The 19,100-nt window shown below is 46.0% G+C and carries 20 protein-coding genes and 6 tRNA genes; 22 read left to right on the top strand and 4 right to left on the bottom strand.

The features are described from left to right. Nucleotides 1-333: 333 nt before the first annotated feature. Nucleotides 334-546, bottom strand: coding sequence for a transcriptional coactivator p15 (locus tag ENN47_05280; GenBank protein HDP77586.1), 213 nt, complete (start codon nucleotides 544-546; stop codon nucleotides 334-336). Between the two features lie 122 nt (nucleotides 547-668). On the opposite strand from ENN47_05280, the gene ENN47_05275 reads away from it, so the two are divergent. Then, nucleotides 669-1,901, top strand: a complete 1,233-nt coding sequence (locus ENN47_05275; GenBank protein HDP77585.1) for a Gfo/Idh/MocA family oxidoreductase — start codon at nucleotides 669-671, stop codon at nucleotides 1,899-1,901. Here the strand turns inward: ENN47_05275 and ENN47_05270 are convergent. After that, entirely contained in the window at nucleotides 1,896-2,810 is a 915-nt protein-coding gene (locus tag ENN47_05270) for an ABC transporter ATP-binding protein (protein ID HDP77584.1), read from the bottom strand. The two genes, ENN47_05275 and ENN47_05270, sit on opposite strands and share 6 nt — an antisense overlap. A 220-nt stretch (nucleotides 2,811-3,030) precedes the next feature. Here ENN47_05270 and ENN47_05265 point away from each other — a divergent pair. The 6 genes from ENN47_05265 to ENN47_05240 all read left to right on the top strand — a co-directional run bounded on the left by ENN47_05265 (nucleotide 3,031) and on the right by ENN47_05240 (nucleotide 3,767). Further along, nucleotides 3,031-3,106 (top strand) — tRNA-Pro (locus ENN47_05265). Between the two features lie 12 nt (nucleotides 3,107-3,118). Then, nucleotides 3,119-3,194: transfer RNA gene (locus tag ENN47_05260), tRNA-Gly, on the top strand. Continuing rightward, a tRNA-Arg gene (locus ENN47_05255) sits at nucleotides 3,195-3,270 on the top strand. It abuts the tRNA gene before it with no gap. A gap of 13 nt (nucleotides 3,271-3,283) precedes the next feature. Continuing rightward, nucleotides 3,284-3,359, top strand: a tRNA-His gene (locus ENN47_05250). Nucleotides 3,360-3,376: 17 nt separating this feature from the next. Next, a tRNA-Arg gene (locus tag ENN47_05245) sits at nucleotides 3,377-3,452 on the top strand. A 51-nt stretch (nucleotides 3,453-3,503) separates the two neighbouring features. Beyond that, nucleotides 3,504-3,767 carry a stage V sporulation protein S gene (locus ENN47_05240; protein HDP77583.1) on the top strand — a complete coding sequence of 88 codons (264 nt, stop codon included), beginning with the start codon at nucleotides 3,504-3,506 and terminating at the stop codon, nucleotides 3,765-3,767. Between the two features lie 41 nt (nucleotides 3,768-3,808). On the opposite strand, the gene ENN47_05235 is transcribed toward ENN47_05240, so the two are convergent. Together ENN47_05235 and ENN47_05230 are read right to left on the bottom strand one after the other, a co-directional pair. Continuing rightward, the gene (locus tag ENN47_05235) at nucleotides 3,809-5,809 is read right to left on the bottom strand and encodes a maltodextrin glycosyltransferase (protein ID HDP77582.1); all 2,001 of its coding nucleotides are present in this window, start codon (nucleotides 5,807-5,809) and stop codon (nucleotides 3,809-3,811) included. Between the two features lie 37 nt (nucleotides 5,810-5,846). Then, nucleotides 5,847-5,935: transfer RNA gene (locus tag ENN47_05230), tRNA-Ser, on the bottom strand. Nucleotides 5,936-6,181: 246 nt separating this feature from the next. Between ENN47_05230 and rplU the strand changes: the two genes are divergently transcribed. The 15 genes from rplU to ENN47_05155 all read left to right on the top strand — a co-directional run. Further along, nucleotides 6,182-6,505, top strand: a complete 324-nt coding sequence (gene rplU / locus ENN47_05225) for a 50S ribosomal protein L21 (protein HDP77581.1) — start codon at nucleotides 6,182-6,184, stop codon at nucleotides 6,503-6,505. 1 nt (nucleotide 6,506) lies between these two features. Beyond that, complete coding sequence (locus tag ENN47_05220) at nucleotides 6,507-6,752, top strand: 50S ribosomal protein L27 (protein HDP77580.1); 246 nt, start codon at nucleotides 6,507-6,509, stop codon at nucleotides 6,750-6,752. A 27-nt stretch (nucleotides 6,753-6,779) separates the two neighbouring features. Continuing rightward, on the top strand, nucleotides 6,780-7,304 hold the full coding sequence (locus ENN47_05215) for a 50S ribosomal protein L13 (GenBank protein HDP77579.1): 525 nt from the start codon (nucleotides 6,780-6,782) through the stop codon (nucleotides 7,302-7,304). A 12-nt stretch (nucleotides 7,305-7,316) separates the two neighbouring features. After that, complete coding sequence (locus tag ENN47_05210) at nucleotides 7,317-7,721, top strand: 30S ribosomal protein S9 (protein HDP77578.1); 405 nt, start codon at nucleotides 7,317-7,319, stop codon at nucleotides 7,719-7,721. 65 nt (nucleotides 7,722-7,786) lie between these two features. Next, nucleotides 7,787-9,496, top strand: coding sequence for a DNA primase (dnaG, locus tag ENN47_05205; protein ID HDP77577.1), 1,710 nt, complete (start codon nucleotides 7,787-7,789; stop codon nucleotides 9,494-9,496). A gap of 1 nt (nucleotide 9,497) precedes the next feature. Further along, nucleotides 9,498-10,751, top strand: coding sequence for an RNA polymerase sigma factor RpoD (gene rpoD / locus ENN47_05200; GenBank protein ID HDP77576.1), 1,254 nt, complete (start codon nucleotides 9,498-9,500; stop codon nucleotides 10,749-10,751). A gap of 250 nt (nucleotides 10,752-11,001) precedes the next feature. Next, a complete protein-coding gene (locus ENN47_05195; GenBank protein ID HDP77575.1) occupies nucleotides 11,002-11,718 on the top strand; it encodes an ATP-binding cassette domain-containing protein in 717 nt (238 codons plus the stop codon). Between the two features lie 23 nt (nucleotides 11,719-11,741). Continuing rightward, nucleotides 11,742-12,701, top strand: a complete 960-nt coding sequence (locus ENN47_05190) for a 1-phosphofructokinase family hexose kinase (GenBank protein HDP77574.1) — start codon at nucleotides 11,742-11,744, stop codon at nucleotides 12,699-12,701. A gap of 5 nt (nucleotides 12,702-12,706) precedes the next feature. Beyond that, nucleotides 12,707-13,159 (top strand): CBS domain-containing protein, encoded by a 453-nt coding sequence (locus tag ENN47_05185; protein HDP77573.1) that lies wholly within the window; start codon nucleotides 12,707-12,709, stop codon nucleotides 13,157-13,159. Further along, entirely contained in the window at nucleotides 13,156-14,430 is a 1,275-nt protein-coding gene (mtaB, locus tag ENN47_05180; GenBank protein HDP77572.1) for a tRNA (N(6)-L-threonylcarbamoyladenosine(37)-C(2))-methylthiotransferase MtaB, read from the top strand. Before ENN47_05185 ends, mtaB begins: the two co-directional genes overlap by 4 nt. Then, on the top strand, nucleotides 14,399-15,283 hold the full coding sequence (locus ENN47_05175) for an aminotransferase class IV (GenBank protein ID HDP77571.1): 885 nt from the start codon (nucleotides 14,399-14,401) through the stop codon (nucleotides 15,281-15,283). The genes mtaB and ENN47_05175 overlap by 32 nt, the downstream gene beginning before the upstream one ends. After that, nucleotides 15,246-15,542, top strand: coding sequence for a DUF721 domain-containing protein (locus ENN47_05170; GenBank protein HDP77570.1), 297 nt, complete (start codon nucleotides 15,246-15,248; stop codon nucleotides 15,540-15,542). Before ENN47_05175 ends, ENN47_05170 begins: the two co-directional genes overlap by 38 nt. 15 nt (nucleotides 15,543-15,557) lie before the next feature. Next, nucleotides 15,558-17,453 (top strand): DNA topoisomerase (ATP-hydrolyzing) subunit B, encoded by a 1,896-nt coding sequence (gene gyrB / locus ENN47_05165; GenBank protein ID HDP77569.1) that lies wholly within the window; start codon nucleotides 15,558-15,560, stop codon nucleotides 17,451-17,453. Beyond that, nucleotides 17,450-18,088, top strand: coding sequence for a DUF4894 domain-containing protein (locus tag ENN47_05160; GenBank protein ID HDP77568.1), 639 nt, complete (start codon nucleotides 17,450-17,452; stop codon nucleotides 18,086-18,088). The genes gyrB and ENN47_05160 overlap by 4 nt, the downstream gene beginning before the upstream one ends. 5 nt (nucleotides 18,089-18,093) lie before the next feature. Further along, the coding region (locus ENN47_05155) for a cell division protein FtsA (protein HDP77567.1) at nucleotides 18,094-19,100 on the top strand (1,007 nt) is incomplete at its 3' end.

Below are 19,100 nucleotides of genomic sequence, written 5' to 3'. Positions count from 1 at the left end.
ACTTATCGCTGAGCGCTGCACTCTGTGAAAGTCGTTGCAACTGCCAAGATGCAAGTTGCAAGTTTAGGACAGAGACCCGTTGACCGTGAAAGGTCAGCGAAGGACTTCATCTCACAGCGATTATCGGGTTCTAAATGTGGGGACAGGTTTTCCGTTGTCCCCCATTTGATTCTGCGATCTGTAGGGGCGAACGGCGGTTCGCCCGAAAGGAAGCCCTCTCAGAGACGCAATGCCCGCTTCGCGGGGAAAGAGCCACTTGAGAAAAGATGAGCAATGAGAACTATATCTTCAAACCTCTTATCTCGTTCTTCCAATTTCTGTTCCGTAAAAAGCTCACTCTTTCACAGGCGCCGAGTCTTTCTCCTTATTTAGAGCGTCGATCAGTTCATCTACAAGTTTGGGATTAATTGTAATTCCCTTTTTTGTGGGTTTATAATCGCCTTCGTCATCCTGATAGTAGATCCTGAGATCAAGGAATTCGTGACCTTTAAACTCTCTCTTTGAAACTCGAACGATTTCAGAGTCATTTCTTTTTATGTCGGTCAAACTCTTCACTCCTTTTCGATTTTGATCTTTCCTTTTATATCACACCGGAGCAGTTAAGGCTATCTCGCAATTGAAAGTCAGTGTTAGAATTAATTTACAACTGCTGAGGGTGGTAGATTTCTTTGGTGGATTTGATCATGATAGGCGCAGGCAATAGAGGATACTTCGCGTACGGGGAGGCACTGAAGACGGTTAAGAAATCTCGTGTCGTCGCCATTGCAGAACCAGATAAGCAAAGAAGAGAGCGTTTTGCAGAGAGACATGGAATACGCGCTTCAGATTCTGTTGGAGACTGGAAAGTCCTTCTTTCAAGGCCAAAGTTCGCCGACGGAGTGATTGTTGCCACTCCGGAAGCGGTTCATGTTGAACCCACTATAGCGGCACTTGCAGGTGGTTATTCCGTTCTTCTGGAGAAACCTATCTCTGTCGGGCTTGACGGCATAAGGGCCTTAAAATACTCTAAAGTAGATACCTCCCGACTATTCATCGCTCACGTGTTGAGGTATTCTAGCTTTTTCAAACAGCTAAAGTCTCTCCTTGATTCAGATTCTGTTGGAATGATACAGGCAGTTGAGTACACTGAGCAGGTAGGCTTCTATCACTTCGCTCACTCCTACGTAAGGGGAAACTGGAGAGAATCGACACTTACCGGTCCTTCTATCCTCTCAAAGAGCTGTCACGATATGGATATTCTCACCTGGCTTCTATCTTCGAAGGCTGTCTCAGTAATATCCAAAGGCGGCCTCAAGTATTTCAGAAAAGAGAACGCTCCCGAAAACTCGGCAGAACGATGCCTAGATTGCCCTCTGAAAGAAACCTGCCCCTATTCCGCTGTCACGCAATACTTGTCTGACAATGTCGACTGGCCTGTGAACACTATTGGAAACGATATGTCTTTTGAGAGCCGTAGAGAGATTTTGCGTACGAGCAGTTACGGAAGATGTGTTTTCAGAAGCGACAACAACGTCGCTGATTATCAGAACATGCTTGTCTCGTTTGAGAACGGGGTCGAGGCTGTCTTTTCGATGAATGCATTCACAAGTGCGAAAACAAGAAAGATACTTGTCAGTGGCAGCCATGGAGAGATAACCGGCGATTTTGAAAGGGACAGTATTGAACTCAGGCTCTTTTCCGGCGATCACAAGACATATCTAACGACCCACGACGGGTCCAGGCACGGAGGCGGTGATAGAGAAATCATAAGAGATTTCGTGAGATACTTGGAAGAAAAAACGGGGTCTTTGTCTACCACATTCGAAAACTCTCTTCAGAGCCATTTGATGTGCTGGGCCGCAGAGAAGTCAAGGTTTAGCGGAGGTACACCCGTTGATCCCTGGAGTCTTATCGATCTATGAACTCTCGCCCGTCAACTTGACAAAGACATCCTCCAGTGAAGGTTTTTTGTGCTCAATATCAATCACTTCAAGTTTCATCCGCAAAACCGCGGGGAGGATATCCTCGATAGTCCATCCCGGCTGGAAGCTAATCTTCACAACTCCATCAAGCCTGATTTCGCTTTGATAGCCCCCAATTCCTTCTAATGAGGCGACTGGCGAACCCTTGATCGTAACGATTATTCGATCGCTCTTCATAGAAGCCCGAATAGCTTCAAGGCTCCCGCTTGAGATCAACTCTCCTCTGTGCATTATGCCGACTGACTTTGCAATGCTCTCAGCCTCACCCATTACGTGAGTAGTGAGAACAATAGTTATCCCTGATTCATTGAGCTCTCTCACCATGTTTCTGATAGTTCTGGTCGAATGTGGATCGAGTCCTAGCGTAGGTTCATCCATAAACAGAATCTCCGGATCGTGAAGCAAAGCCCTAATGAAGTTCACTCTCTGCTTCATCCCGGTTGAGAAGACTCTGACCGGCTTGTTCTTCCAACAGAGCATATCCACCTTTTCGAGGAGATCATGGATTCTCTTCAGCGCGTCCTTTCTGCCAATATGGAGCATCGAAGCGAAGAAAAGCAGGTTCTCAACAGGAGTAAGACGGTCATACAGGATGACCCGCTCTGAAACAAGCCCCACCTTCTGCCTGATCTCTTTTGCTCTACTGTTCAGATCCATTCCAGCAACATGTACGTCGCCCGAAGTAGGCTTCATTAGACCTGTAAGAATCCTTATCAAGGTGGACTTTCCGGCTCCGTTCGGTCCGAGAAGGCAGTAGAGATCGCCCTTCTCTATTGAAAGAGACACATTGTTCAATGCTTCAAAGGAACCGTACTTCTTCACAAGATTTGATGTTACAATCACAGACAACTATAACCACCTCAACGAATATTCTACTACATTTCATGTGTATGGCTCTTGATGTTATACCATGTTGAACCACATGAATGCCATTCAGTCTAAATGTTAGCCTAGATCTTTGACAAGCTACTGGGAGCAGAAGTTTATAACTCTATTCGCCGTTCATTAATTACTCTGATCCTGTACTATTGACGGCATCCCCAAAATCTGATATATTTAGATTCGTGAGCGGGGAGTAGCGCAGTTGGAAGCGCGCCTGTCTTGGGCACAGGAGGTCGCAGGTTCAAATCCTGTCTTCCCGACCAAGAGTTATTAGTGCGGCTGTAGCTCAATTGGTAGAGTATCGCCCTTCCAAGGCGAATGTTGCGGGTTCGACTCCCGTCGGCCGCTCCAGCGCCCGTGGCTCAATGGATAGAGCACTGGACTTCTAATCCGGGGGTTGCAGGTTCGAGTCCTGCCGGGCGCGCCACGTAACACACATGGTGGTTGTAGCTCAGCTGGAAGAGCGCCTGACTGTGGATCAGGCGGCCGCGGGTTCGAACCCCGCCAGCCACCCCACTTCTTCTAAATTTCATGCGCCCGTGGCTCAACGGATAGAGCATCGGATTTCGGCTCCGATGGTTGCGGGTTCAAATCCTGCCGGGCGCACCATCCTAATTTCTCTCCCAGTAGCATGACAGATCTCAGAAGGAGGTAGCAGTCATGGAAGTACTGAAGGTAGCAACCCACTCAAAACCAAATGCAGTCGCTGGCGCACTTGCCGGAGTACTCAGAGAGAAGGGCGTTGCAGAGATTCAGGCTATTGGAGCGGGCGCGGTCAATCAGGCAATTAAGGCAATTGCAATCGCTAGAGGTTATGTAGCGCCCAGCGGCATGAATCTCGTATGTGTTCCAAGCTTTTCGGATGTAGAGATTGACGGGGAAGTGAGAACGGCAATACGATTTTCTGTAGAACCAAAGAAGTAATTCGAAGATAAAAGGAAGGCCCCCGAAGGGGCCTTCTGTTCTTAACTGACTTGTGCAACGGCAACCTCTCCGGGACCAAGAGAGAGATGGAAGTCTCCTCCCACATCCCAATCAGATTGCCCATCGAATCCCTTGAGCTTCCACTTAACCTTGTGGTTTCCCCTCCACGTGTGAAAGCCGAGATCGATGTGGAACTCCTTCATTGCCTCGAAATCTCCATTTGCAACCACCAAGAGTCCTTTGACTCCATTCCAGTAGAACAGGCCTGCAGATGTTTTGTCTTCCTCCCAGAGGAGTTTGGGATTGTTGGAATTTAGCAAATCGAGATTGCTTCTCCTAATAGAAGAGAGAAGCGAAATCAGGTCGATCAGGTCATCGCCTGCGTTCCAGTGGAGCACGTAAGGATCGAAGAAAGCAAGCTTCCCGTAAAAGGGATCATTTGGGGGAAGAACGTACCTACCCTCTTCATCGTTATCCAGTCCGAGGTTCATCGGTTGGATCTCAAAGATCTCCTGTCCGGAGTTGATATATGTAATGCCGTTTGGCAAAAAGTAATTCAGTACAGTTGCAAACCGAGAAAAACTCCTGCCGTTTTTTCTTGCCGCCGCTCTCGGTGTGTCGGGAGTCTCGATTCCTGCCAGAGTTGGCAGCCTCATATTCGGCAGAACTCCATATAAGAGCTCTTTGAACTTTCCTTCATTGATTCTAGGTTCCATCCACCACGTATTCCCAAGAATGCAGTCGTATCCCGACTGTCTGGCCTTCTCATCATTCCCCATTACGAGTTCTTCGGCAATGATCGCAAAGGAAGGATCTCTCTCTTTGGCTTTGCGGATGATTCTTAATTCAAGCTCTCTAGGAAGGGCATGTCCCATATCCAGTCTTGCACCATCTACACCAAACTTCTCATTATAGAAAGGCATGATGTTTTCAATGCTCTCCCAGAGATCGCTCATTGGCTCAATACCGGGAAAGAAAGAGGACTTCACTACATCGAACAAAACGTATGGCGGCTGATTTTCCGGAAGGAACCTTCGAGATTCAATCGGATGATCCTTGTATAGCCTGAGGAAAGTTATGTCGTCCCATGTAGGCTGGTTGTCATTTATCCAGTCGGAGAATCCTGGAGGTGTTATCAAACCAAACTCTTCGACAAGCTCGTCTAGAAAACTCTCATTGCCCTTGTGGTGAGCCACGAAGTTTCTCCATCTATCCGGAAAAAGCTTTTCGGGAGAATGACGGAAAAGTGAAAGGTGCTTCTTCACGTTTTCATTTGCATAGATAATCGGCAAGGTCTCAACCTTTGCCTGATCGAATCCCAGATTATCGATTTTTGGCGGTAAATAGTCACCGAGTCGGGACGCGTCGATCCAGTAGAACCATTCGGGATGTTTGAGAATCAAAGCCGAGTCGCGTGCCGATGTTCTGGGAATGAAGTCGAGAACCACTCTCATTCCCATGATATGAGCGGCTTCAACAAATGCCGTGAACTCCTCTTCAACATCCATATCGCCCAGCAACACATCGTGGTATCGCTCGTCTATTGCGAAGAAGTCCTTCACCGAATAGGGCGAACCTAGCTCACCCTTCTTGAATTTATCGCTGTAACTTGTAACCGGTAGGAAGTAAAGAGTGTCGAAACCCATCCTCTCGAGATAGGGCAGCATAAATATCATCTTTAGGAATGTCCCTGATTCCGAGTACTGTTGAGAATCCAGTTCGGAAAACAGCTCAGGATCATGATGTGAGTAGGCAGTGGTCGATCTTACGAATGAACCGTATATGATAGCAGAGTTTATCCAGGTGCTCTCGTTTTCCATCCTCATTCTACCCAGCGATTTAGAGTAATCTCTTCCCTTCTCGGCTCTTGATAAAATGCCTTCGACTATTGTCGAGCTGAATTCGTAGGGGTCTACAAATATGTAGCGATCTCTCAGTTTCAGTGTGCCGGAATATCCTGTAGGAAGCCATTCTTTGGGAATAGAGTAATCCAGCTTTTCTTTCCTTCCTTTGAGAAGCCTCAGGGCTCTATCCAGGATCACGCTACCACCTCCAAAAAAATAGGGCGAAACCGCCCTCTGGCGGAGGCGGTGGGACTCGAACCCACAAGGGGCATCAACCCCACCGATTTTCGAGACCGGCTCCTTAGCCAATTAGGATACGCCTCCGTCCTCGTAACCGATTATATCACGGGCCGTAGCGCTGTCAATATGGTAAACTTATTCAATGGAAGATCTCGAGTAATTCAAAACCCTTTCTCGTTCGTAATACAAACGTTACCCAGAGACTCTCCCCTCATTGCCACTTGTGATAGAATTTTGATCGCGAGCGTTTTTTTCGTGCTTGAAGCAGGTTTTAAATCCGTTAGGTACCTAGTTTCAGCACATTTCTATTGCATGAGGAGGTGGCTCTTAGTGTACGCCATCATTGAAGCCTCGGGAAGACAATATAGAGTCGAGGAAGGTATGACTCTCTTCACCGAAAGGCAGAACGGAAAGGAAAGCGGAGACGAGATAGTCTTTGACAGAGTTATTCTCGTCCACGATGGGCAGGAAGCAACGGTAGGCAAACCTTATGTGGACGGAGCGAAAGTTGTAGGCAAGGTTGTTTCTCACGGTAGAGACAAGAAAGTGCTTGTTGTCAAGTTTGGAGCCCGGAAGAACTTCGACAGAGTCAACGGTCACAGACAGTGGTTCACTGAAGTCTCTATTGACAAAATTGAGACGGGGGTGAAGTGAGATGGCCCGAAAAAGCGCTGGTAGAACAAACGGAAGAGATAGTAATCCCAAGTATCTTGGGGTTAAAAGAGGCGAATCTTCAGCTGTAAAGGCCGGATCGATAATCGTCAGGCAGAGAGGGACAAAGATACACCCCGGAAACAATGTAGGGCTCGGCAGAGATCACACCCTCTTCGCTCTCATAGACGGTAAGGTTCGCTTCGAAGAGAAGAACAACCGCAAGTACGTCAGTGTCTACAGCGAGTAAGCTGTTCTGTTGAGGAGGATTGCATCTATGAAGATTCAGAAAACACCTGTGTGCAGATGGGCAGTGACCCACTCCAAGGTGCAGACGAAAAGAAAGGGAGAAATCGAGAAAACTCTCGGTTACCTCGTTGATCACAATGGCAACAAAATAGAGAAGAAATGGTACGTAGTCGACGCGACTGACGTTCCCCTTGGAAGACTTGCTGGCCAAATTGCCATGGTACTTATGGGAAAGAACAAACCTTATTACACCCCCCATCTGGATACCGGCGATTTTGTCATAGTAGTAAATGCAGACAAAGTCAAGCTTACCGGCAATAAACTCGACCAGAAAAAATACTACAGATACTCGGGTTATCCGGGCGGCATCAAGGAAAGAACAGCAAGACAGATGATGGAGAAATTCCCGGACAGAGTCGTTAGACTTGCAGTTAAAAGAATGCTCCCCAAGAAGGCTCTTGGCGAAAGGATGCTCAAGAAGCTTAAAGTATATGCAGGTCCCGAGCATGAACACGCTGCACAGAAACCCGAATTGATCGAACTGGTTAAATGAGGAGGTTGAGGCATGGCTGACTTTGTAGATTACTATGGAACTGGCAGAAGGAAGACCTCTGTCGCCAGAGTTCACCTAAGACCTGGAACCGGAAAACTTCTAATAAATGGAAAAGCATATTCAGACCTCAAGGAATATCTTTCAAATGACGCATGGGTGAGAAGCGCACTTAAACCCGCTGTCGTTACTAACACAATGGGAAGATTCGACATGTTGATAAGAGTCGATGGTGGTGGACTTGCCGGGCAGGCGGGGGCAATAAGCCTTGGAATAGCCAGAGCGCTTATCAAGTTCAATCCTGATCTCAGGAAGCTTCTTCGACAGAACAATCTCTTGACCAGAGACCCGAGAGAAGTCGAGAGAAAGAAGTACGGTCTCAAGAAGGCAAGAAGAGCACCTCAGTTCTCCAAGCGTTAACACGTTTTACTAAAATACGGCCCGTACTCAGAGCGTATGGGCCTTTTTTTGCCGGTGGTGATTCAGTGTTCACTAAAGAGGAACTCGACGAGATCAAGAAGTCTATAAATATCGTCGAATTCATAGGACGTTACGTGAACCTGCAGAAGGCCGGAAGCTCTTACAGGGGACTATGCCCATTTCACAGTGACAACGATCCTTCATTCTATGTTCACCCTCAAAGGGGCTTCTTTCATTGCTTTGGCTGCGGTGAAAAAGGTGATATCATCACTTTCTACCAAAAGATTGAGAATCTTTCATTCTCCGAAGCCGTGAAACGACTCGCCGACTACGCAGGTATCTCCATCGAAGTCGATATGGCCGAGTCTGAATACGACAGATACACGGCTATTATGTCTCGTCTCGCAAGCATATATAACAAGGAACTGAGAGAAAACAATGATGATATTCTCAAGTATCTTGAGGATAAGAGAAGACTTTCACAAAACACGATAAGTGAGTTTCAGCTCGGTTATTCGCCAGACGAAAGAACTTTTCCTCAGTCATTACCGTCGAAACTAAGGGTCGATGAGAAGTCGCTTCTTCAGTTCGGAGTATTGTTGAGAAGAGGGACTTCCTTCAAGGACAGATTCGCGGGCAGATTGATGATTCCCATTGACAACGAGTCGGGAAGAGTTGTTGGATTCGGTGGAAGAATAATGACTGCCGAGCAGGGGCCTAAATATATGAATTCCTCCGAATCGAAATACTTCCAGAAGAACAGGCTCTTATTCAACCTTTCACGTGCCAAAGCGGCAATCAAGCAGTTGAACTACGCTGTAATTGCGGAAGGCTATTTCGACGTTATTTCACTTTTCGAAGCGGGTGTTACCAACGCTGTCGGTTTGCTAGGAACGGCATTGACGGAAAAACATCTCCGGATTCTGGGGAATTACACAAGGAATCTCCTGTTCTTTCTCGACTCAGATGCGGCCGGTCAGGCAGCGACGCTAAGATCAGTAGACGTAGCAGAGAAGATGGATTTTACAACCGCCGTGGTGATGATGCGAGATTACAAGGACCCTGCAGATCTTTTCGTTATGGAAGGGGCAAAGGCAATAAAGGAGGTTCTGGCGGTCGCAATACCAGGGGCTGCCTTCAGGGTTGAGTTCTATTCCAGAAAGCTTGATTTGTCTGTCCCTCAGGGTAGAAAACACCTAATAGAGTACCTGAGGCCGTATGTAGTGAGTTTCAGGAACTCGGGGAACCTTGCGACGGTTCAATTGACAGTGGCCGCGCTTTCAGAGAAGACAGGTTATTCAGAGCGGGAGCTTGAATCGGCTCTTCGCGGTGTTGGTTCCAGGAATACTGGGAAAGAGTTGAAAAGCGGCGTCATTCTGAAACTGAAAGATCATATTAGAATTTATCTTCAGCATTCGGCTCTTCGAGAAACAGTTGTGAAGCAACTCGAGCTTATGGAAGAGAGCAGAGATTTGAAGGAGCTTCTCAAGGGAATGAAAAGGGGGTTGGAACTTGAGGAGTTACTTGATCTTGTGGAAGAAAGCATTGGCAGAGAACTTATCGATCTGGCATCCATTTGCATTGATTACGAGACGGCTCAGAGAATACTTCGGACAACCGGTGAGTACGCAAATAAGAGACTTGTAGAAGAAGAAATGGCCGAGATCGACAGAAAGCTGCCAAAGGTAATGGACGAGGGGGCGAAAAGAGCTTTGCTGGTCAGGAGGATCGAGCTTAGAAGACTGCTCGATAGAAAGATGAAGGGTGGCGATTAATTTGGAAAAGCAAAAAAAGAAAACGACGTCAAAGACTGCGGTCATTGAAGAGAACATCAAATCACTTGCCGAAAAAATTGTTGTTGAAGAATCCGAAACAGACGATAACGGCGAAAGCAATGTTCTGATTAACAAAGAAGAGATAGATAAGCGAATCAAGAAACTTCTCAGGCAGGGAAAGAAGAAGGGCTTCATCACATACGAAGATATCGACAGCGCTTTCCCGCCAGATTATGAAGGTTTTGACTCAACTCTTGTTGAATCAATCTATGAGGAATTCGAGAAGAACAAAATTAATATCGTTGAAAAAGAACCCGTAGAGGAAGACGATGACATAGAGAATGAAGGCGGCGAAGAACTCGTTTCGATACTGGAGACAACACCCGAAATGTATGACAACATCTCACTAAAAGACCCGATAAAGATGTATCTTAAGGAGATCGGCAAGATCTCACTCCTGACTCCAAGCAGAGAAAGAGAGCTTGCGCGTCGCGCTCAGAAAGGCGAACCGAAAGCAAAGGAAGAGCTGATCACAGCTAACCTGAGACTTGTAGTTTCTATAGCTAAGAGATACATCGGACGCGGCCTCACATTCCTTGACCTTATTCAGGAAGGAAACATAGGGCTGATCAAAGCCGTCGAGAAATTTGACTGGAAGAAGGGCTACAAGTTCAGCACTTACGCTACCTGGTGGATCAGGCAGGCCATCACGAGGGCTATTGCAGACCAGGCAAGAACGATACGGGTTCCCGTTCACATGGTTGAAACGATAAACAAGCTGAACAAGGTTATCAGGGAACACTTGCAGGATTTCGGAGAGTATCCGACGATCGAAGAACTGGGCAAGTTAACCGGCAAGACACCGGAGAAGATCGAAGAGATTTTGGCTGCATCGAAGGAGACGGTTTCGCTCGAGTCGCCAATAAGTGGCGATGAAGAATCGACAATGGGCGACTTCATTCATGACGATTCTATGGAGCAGCCGGAAGAAGCTGCCATGAAGATGTTGTTGAGAGAACAGATAGATCAGATTCTAGACACTCTTTCCCCAAGAGAAGCTATGGTGTTGAAGATGAGATATGGTCTGCTAGATGGAAAGACAAAGACTCTTGAAGAAGTGGGACAGTTTTTCAACGTTACTAGAGAGAGAATCCGACAGATAGAAGTTAAGGCTCTTAGGAAATTGAGACACCCTTCTAGAAGCAAACAACTGAAGGCGTTGCTCGGCATGCTGAACACGTCCAAACGTGACTAACTTAGCCATTTAATTACAGGCTCTTAATTTACGTATCATTTTCGAGCAAAGAGTCTGTGTTTATAATAGTAAACACACGCGAAGGGACGTGAAAACTTGGCCGAAAAAAAGAGAGCAAGACCAGTTGAAACTAGTCCCAGGATTCTTTCCCAAATTGAATTGTTGAAGAAAGCCAAGAATGGCGATTTACTAGCCAACAGAGAGATTTTTAGTCGTTTAAACGATAAGAACGGTAAAGAGGAGCAGTCTCGTGATTGAGGCTGCTCTTTCTCTTAAGGAATTCTCACTACTGGTCGAAGGCAAGAAAATGCTCGACAGCATTTCTCTGGATGTGCCAAAGGGAAGCATCGCTCTTCTTCAGGGTGCAAGAGGATCAGGAAAATCTGCTCTTCTGCGGAGTTTCATTCATTTGAATGAAGAACTATTCGATAAAGTGAGCTATACCGGCTCGATAAGGCTCTTCGGGGCGGATATTGACAATCTAGATAGAAAGAGTGTGAGAAGGCGGGTAGCTTATGTCGATACAACCTTTCTTGAAGCGATGTCTAACTTCTCGCTGATTGAATTCTTCAGGTTTTTGAAAGGCAAGAGCTTTGAGTTCGAGGATTTCGAAGAAAGTGAACTGGACCTTTTTCACGAGCTCGACTTACTTGACCTCCTCTCGGTAAAAGCGGAGACGTCTCTGAAGAGCATTCCTCTCTTCAAGAGGCTTTCATTACTGGTCTTTTCGACTCTCGTCCGCCATCCGGAAATAATCATTCTTGACAACATTCTCGATCACCTTGACGACGACGCTTGCAACGAGGTGAAAAACATACTTCTAGAGACAAGAAACAATGTGACTATGATTATCTCTTCCAGGTTTGTTTTGAGACTTCTAGACATTTCTGATTTGTTGATTGTTCTGAAAAATGGTAAAATTTCATATGTTGGAAGTCCGGAACTTTTCGTTCTGAACAACCGATAATTCCTCTCTATCGGAGGTGAGTGGTGAACGTCCTTACGGTTACTCTTAACCCTGCTCTCGACAGGGAAATTGTTGTTGAGAATTTCAAGATAAACGAATTCCACAGGGTGAAGAATCCCAGTTACTCAGTGATGGATCCTGGGGGTAAGGGCATAAATGTGTCAGTAATTCTCTCCGGTCTTGGGGTTCGAAACGTAGCTATCGGTTTTCTCGGCGGTAATATTGGCAAAGTAGTCGAAGAGAGAATGCGTCTTATAAGTGACTTGATAACCACCGGTTTCGTGCATGTGGAGGAAGAAACCAGAGAGAATATCGCAATAGTCGATCCGTTGGGTGACACAATAACCGAGATAAACTCATCCGGCCCTCTGGTAAAGCCGGATGACTTACGGATGTTTCTCCGAAGGTTCGAAGTGGCTCTTTCGCGAGTCAGGCATGTCGTGATCTCCGGCAGTATTCCGAGAGGTGTGGAAAACGACATTTGCAGGACACTGTGCAAAAAGGTCACTGATACGGGCAAGTTAGCATTCGCCGAAGGTACCGGTCCTGCCTTTGAAATGGCAGTAGAAGCAGGAGTTATAACTGTGGCTCGTCCGGATCTGAGAAGCAGAAAACTGATTTTCGGAGAGAGCCTCGTTGATCTCAACGATTATGTCAGAGCGGCGAAGAAAATCATAGAAAAGGGCGCCAAACTGGCAATACTCTCATACGCTATAGAAGGCGACGTCATAGCCACACAAGATGGAGTCTGGCTTTTCAAGACCAGGGCTCATATCGATAGATCTCACCTGCTGGGAACCGGCGATGCATTCATGGCAGGGGTTGTCCACTCAATGATTGAGAACGAAAAGGATTGCTTCTTGGCAGCAAAGAGGGGTATGTCTGCGGCCGTTGCGGAAGCTGAATACATAAGCAAAGAACTAATATCTACTAAAGACATAGACAAGCATATAGATTCTTTCGATGTGCGTGAACTGGAGTGATCTGAATGAAAGTAAGCGAAGCAATGATTAGAGATGTTTCGACGATTTTCGAGGATGAAACAATAGAGGATTTCATCGTCTTCTGTTTGAGGCAGAACAAATCAGGTCTTCCAGTTGTCGACGAGGAATTCAGAGTTGTTGGGTTTCTTAGTGAAAGCGACGTAATCAAGAGCGCCCTCCCCAGCTACTTCAGCCTTCTTCAGTCAGCATCATTCATTCCCGATACGCATCAGTTCGTCATACGATTGGGAAAGATAAAGGACGACCGAGTCTCACAGCACATGGTGAAACCGCCGGTGCTAATCAAGCCTGATGATACCGTAATTTATGCCGCCGACCTTCTCATCAAGAATGGGCTTAAGATATTGCCCGTAGTCGATGACGAAGGGAAACTGATGGGAATAGTAAACAGGATTTACCTTATTCATGCAGCGACGCAAGGCAAGATCGATAGATGAGGAAAACGGTTTCAATCTATACTTTCGGCTGCAAGATGAACCAATATGAATCTCAGGCAATGGCCGAGAGATTGGAAGATTACGAAGTGAGTTTTTCCAAGGAACAGGCAGATCTCTTCATTCTAAATTCATGCACAGTAACCTCCGAAGCGGAACGAAAACTGAGACAGCTTTTCAGGAGGCTGAAGGGACTCAATCCGAATTCAAAGATTATAATTGCAGGCTGTTACTCCGAGCTTTCACCGGATCAATTACGAAGACTCGGAGCTGATGAAGTGATTGGAGTCAGAGAGAAGACGGCCATACATAAATTTGTCTCGAAGCAGTTGAATCGCCCAGATGGAGTCGAGAAGGGAGATTTTTTGACTGTTACTTCCAGTATTGAGGGAAGGACCAGGGCTTTCTTGGGAATCGAGGACGGATGTTTGAACCACTGCTCCTATTGCAGAATCAGACTGGCAAGGGGCAACAAGATAGTCAGCAAGCCTGTTGATCTGGTCAAGAAAGAGTTTAGCGGTTTAGTGAAAAGAGGCTTTAAAGAGATAGTGTTGACGGGAATCAATATCGGATATTACGGCTTTGATTTCGATACATCTCTCGCTGAACTTCTTTACGAGCTTGAAAAGATTCCAGGAGACTGGAGAATTAGACTAGGTTCGATCGATCCGGACACAATGAATGGGAGTTTTCTCGAATTGGTAGCCAACTCGTCGAGGATGACCAGACATCTCCACCTTTCTCTTCAGAGCGGTTCGGATGCGGTTTTACGATCAATGAGAAGGAAATACACGATCGATGCATATCTTGGAGCGGTGGAGAGAGCCAGAAGTATTGATTCGAGATTTGCGTTTACTACAGATCTGATAACCGGTTTTCCCGGAGAGAGTGACGAGGATCATCGAAAGACATTGAGAATCATAGAAACTGTCGGCTTCCTGAAAGTGCACGTCTTTAGATTCTCGAGAAGGCCGGGAACTGAAGCGGCGGAAATGACCGGTCAGATAGATTCAGGAGTCAAGAAGGTAAGGTCTGTAGAACTGATGAAAGAGGCAGTTCGATCAAGAGAGAGATACCTCGAGAGACAGATTGGTTGGACGAATAGAGTTTTGATCGAGAGAACAGATTCTTCCTTAAGTCACGGATTCGATGAGTATTACATACCTCACAGAATTTTGGGAAGACATGAAGGCTTTGTGGATGCGAAAATAATCGAGTTACAGAGTAATGAGGAGGGTTCCGATGCAGAACTATATTGCCGATCAGTGGTGTGACGAAGACTCTTCCCGGATTAGCATATTGATACCGGGAGTAATGAACAGCGAATCGGTTTATGAAGTAGTTCGAACGTACAACGGATTACCTTTTGCATTCAGAAAGCATTGTGATAGACTGAAGCATTCGGCGAGTCTGTTGGGACTCGACGTGCCTTTTACATGCAAGGAGCTGAACTCGATAATAATCGATGGACTGGAGAGAAACAAGACAGTTCAAACCGAGGATTTTAGAATTCGCATCTCATTGTTGAACGACTTTTCTGGGAGCACAATTGCAGTGGTTTTCAGCCGCCTTCCTTCGGTTTCGAAGGATATCTATGAATTGGGTGTAAAAATCTCGATCTCACCTTTTCTTAAACCTTCGGGTGAGATAGTCGATCCTCACCTGAAGATGCCGGGCGCAAGCTGGAACATTAGGACGAGAAAGGCTCTTGGAGATAATTATGACATGATCATTCTGAATGAAAAAGGCAATCTATGTGAGGGCTCTTTTTCAAACATTTTCCTTGTTCTCGATGGTTCGGTTGCTACACCGGATGTTCAGTCCGGGGTACTGCCGGGAATAACCAGGGACAACGTTATCGGGTTATGTGAGTCACTGGAAATCCCCGTTGAGAAGAGACCGATTCCAGCCTGGGAGCTTTTCTGCGCCGATGAAGTCTTCATTACCCATACAAGCGTTGGAATCGTTCCGGTCAGAAGGCTGGAAGAAAGAGTGCTCATCGAAGATTTCACCGATGGAATGACTCGACTGTTACTGGATAATTTTGAAGGATACATAATGACAGAAGATAGTAATTGGAGCGGATTAGATGAAGTGGAACCATCGGACTATAGGGCAGATATTTGATGATCTGGTAAGGAGCTCGGGACTGTTCAGAAAGATTAGGGTCTTCGAGTTAAACGAAGATTGGGAAGAAATAGTTGGAGAACCTATTGCAAATCATTCCTCTATAGTCGATTTTGCCGACGGCACTCTGATCATAAGTGTTGACGACGGTATGTGGCTTAATGAAATGAAACTTAGAGAGAATGTTCTTCTGGAGAAAATGAACTCTGCGATAGGAGTAGAAGCAATCAAGAGAATCAGATTCAGAATTGGACGATAGACCTGGAGGTGCTCAATGTCTAATTTATACAACGCTCAAAATATAAAGATACTGAAGGGACTTGATCCCGTCAGAAAGCGGCCGGGAATGTATATTGGGTCGACGGGAAAGTCCGGATTGCACCATCTCGTCTATGAGATCGTCGACAACAGCATAGACGAGGCGATGGGCGGTTACTGCGATAATATAAGTATAGTGATAACGGAGGACGGTTCCGTAGTTGTCAGCGATAACGGAAGGGGAATACCGATAGATATTCATCCTGACACAGGGACGAGCGCCCTTGAAGTTGTTATGACTACACTCCACGCCGGAGGTAAGTTCTCGAAAGACTCTTACAAGATCAGTGGAGGGCTCCACGGTGTTGGCGCTTCTGTGGTAAACGCTTTGTCTGAGTGGATGATAGTTGAAGTAATGGTAGACGGCAAAATGTATCGACAGAAGTATGAAAGAGGAAAGGCTCTTGCTCCAGTAGAAATCATTGGGGAGACAAAAGAAAAGGGAACCATAACGAGTTTTAAGCCGGACCCTCTTATATTCAACATTACCGACTTTGACTTCGATATCCTTGAGGCGAGATTCAAAGAACTGGCCTACCTCAATGGAGGAATAAAAATCACCTTTGAGGACAGAAGAATAGAAGAGAAGAGGAGCTATCATTTCGAAGGCGGAATCGTAGAATTCGTGAAGGCTCTGAGCAAAAACAAGAAATCAATTCATAAAGATCCTATCTATTTAGAAGGTTCGTATAATGATGTGAAGATTCAACTGGCTATGCAGTACACCACATCATACGATGAAGATATACTCACCTTCGTAAACAACATAAAGACCATCGAAGGGGGAACTCATCTCACCGGCTTCAAGACTGTCCTCACAAAGACGATGAATGATCTGGGCAGAAAACACAACATTCTAAAAGAAAAGGACATCAATCTCCAGGGCGAAGACCTTAGAGAGGGCCTTTCGGCGATCTTGAGCGTTTTTGTCAAGGAACCGCAATTTGAGGGGCAGACCAAAGCGAAGCTCGGAAATGATGAGGCCTTCGAAGCAGTGATGAAGGTAGTCAAAGAGAAGCTTGAAGAGCACTTTGACTATAATCAGAAGGATTTGAAGGCAATTCTTAGCAAGGCCCTTGAAGCTTCCAGGGCAAGACTTGCGGCTAAAAAAGCAAGAGAGATGATTCGAAGAAAGAACGCTCTCGAGAATACAACTCTTCCCGGCAAGCTTGCAGATTGTATCTCCGGCAATCTGGATGAAACCGAGATATTTATTGTCGAAGGAGATTCTGCAGGTGGTTCGGCTAAAATGGCGCGCTCGAGAGAGATGCAGGCCATTCTTCCGCTTAGAGGCAAGATACTGAACGTGGAAAAGGCCGGACTGGACAGAATGTTGAAGAGCGAAACAATAAGCAATATTATCGTCGCACTCGGGACAGGCATGGGCGAGGACTTCAAGATGGAATCACTGAGATATGGAAGGATCATAATCATGACCGATGCCGATGTCGACGGTGCTCATATAACCACATTGCTTCTTACGCTCTTTTATAGGTATATGACACCGCTGATAACCTCTGGAAAAGTCTACATTGCACAAGCTCCGCTTTATAAGATTGAGATGAATCGTCAGAAGTTCTATTTTTATAGTGACGAGGAACTCACGACTTTTCTTAAAGAGCATTCTGACCGTAAGCTGAATTACTCGAGATTCAAGGGACTCGGCGAGATGAATCCCGAGCAGCTCTGGGAGACTACAATGAACCCCAACGACAGAAAATTGGTACAGATCAGTATTGAAGATGCACAGGAAGCTGATCGTGTGTTCACCATTCTAATGGGTAGCGAGGTGGAGGAAAGAAGGTCGTTTATACAACGGCATGCACTAAGTATTTCCAATCTTGACGTATGAGCCTTTCACTTAGAGCCGGGATTTGCGTGGTAGTCCTTTTTACCATTTGGATGCTTTGCATAGTGAATTTCGTTCTGGAGTCATTCTTCACGGCCCCAGTCGAACAGCTGACCAGGATAGTCAATTCAGGAGAGATTCTGGTTGAATTTCCGCCGGCCTTTAGAAGAACATGGAAAACTGATATAATTTACCCACCGGGAAGTATTGATGTTTCCGGAGGTAGGGTCTTTTTGAAACCGGGAAAGTTTGTGGTCAGTTATGAAGACAAATACTACTGGGTATCGGAGGATTTTGCTATAGTTGATTACGCCGATCTTGCCGAGATTTTCAATTACCCGGTTATTGGCGGGGTCAGATTTCTTCTTATTAATGGAGTTTATGTAGCTAGCGAAAGAGACATAGACATTTTTGCCGGAGCGGTAGAGGGCATTCTTGCTGACAGAAGCGTACTGGCACTGGTATCATACTTTGACTTTGAGAACAACGTACTGCTTCTCAGACGAGGGATTCGAGTTAAGGTTATGGACTGGGAGAGCTTGGAAGCAAACAGGGAGCTTCTTCTTCAGCTAGAAAACGCCTCCGACAGAAGCGAATATATTTTCTTGAGTGATGGTAAACTGTTGAGAGCGAGGTGACATTGATGGCCAGGGGGAAGGATTACACAGTTTCTCTCGATGTTGGCACGAACACCCTGAAGGGTGTGGTAGTGAGTAGAGAGCAGACAGGTCAGATGACTCTTGAGGCTTATGGAAGCGTCAAGACTGTTGGACTTGACAAGGGCGAAGTTAAAGATGCGGTCGCTCTTAAGCAGTCGATACAAAAGCTGATCGAGGATCTTACGGGTCAGATGGGCAAGAAAGATGTTGAAGCGGACTTCAGGATAAGTTTCACGGACGGAGATTATTCGGTGTTTTCCGAAAACATTGAAGAGGTTCTCTCCGAGGACAAACAGGTAATGGTTAAAGAGCAGACGATAATTAGCATTATGAGCCGTCTAAAGGCCGAGAAGATGAAGACGGGCAACACTAACATACACAGAAGCTATATACGCAAGTATATTCTTGATGATGACAAAGTCGTCTTCAACCCTGTCGAGATGTATGCCAAGAAATTGAACGTCGAGATGGTCTTTGTTTCCAGTGAGGGAAAGTCAGTCGAAATATTCCGAAGGCTATTCGAAGAGCTTTTCGGAAGGGGCGACTTCTTCATTTCCCCGGCCTTGATCTCTGCCTCCGAAGCGGTACTCACAGACACCGAAAAGCAGCATGGAGTGGTAAGCGTAGTTTTGGGTCACAGTTTTTCGGAGATTGTGATCTACAGAGAGAATCTTCCCGTTTATATCTCAAGAATCCCTCTTGGAATAAGACATATAGTCCTGGATGTTGCCAGAGTACTTGGTACATCTGTAGATGAAGCCGAGAGACTTCTCGTAAACTATGGTCACTGCAGCATGTTCCCGCCGGATTCTGAAGATGTAGTGGAATACTTCGGCCTAGACGAGAGAACAAGAAAGAACGTCTCTGTCAGGAGACTTTCCACAGTAATATACGCAAGGGTGAAAGAACTCCTTAATAAGATAAGAAAAGAGATTCAGCTCTTCGTAATAAACAATCCCGAGTATTCGGAAGAGAGAATTCCCGGCGGAGT

Origin of the sequence: Mesotoga infera, assembly GCA_011045915.1 — a bacterium.
Lineage (GTDB): Bacteria > Thermotogota > Thermotogae > Petrotogales > Kosmotogaceae > Mesotoga > Mesotoga infera_D.
The sequence above is the reverse complement of the archived record's forward strand: the minus strand, read 5'-3'. Positions and strand labels throughout refer to the sequence as shown.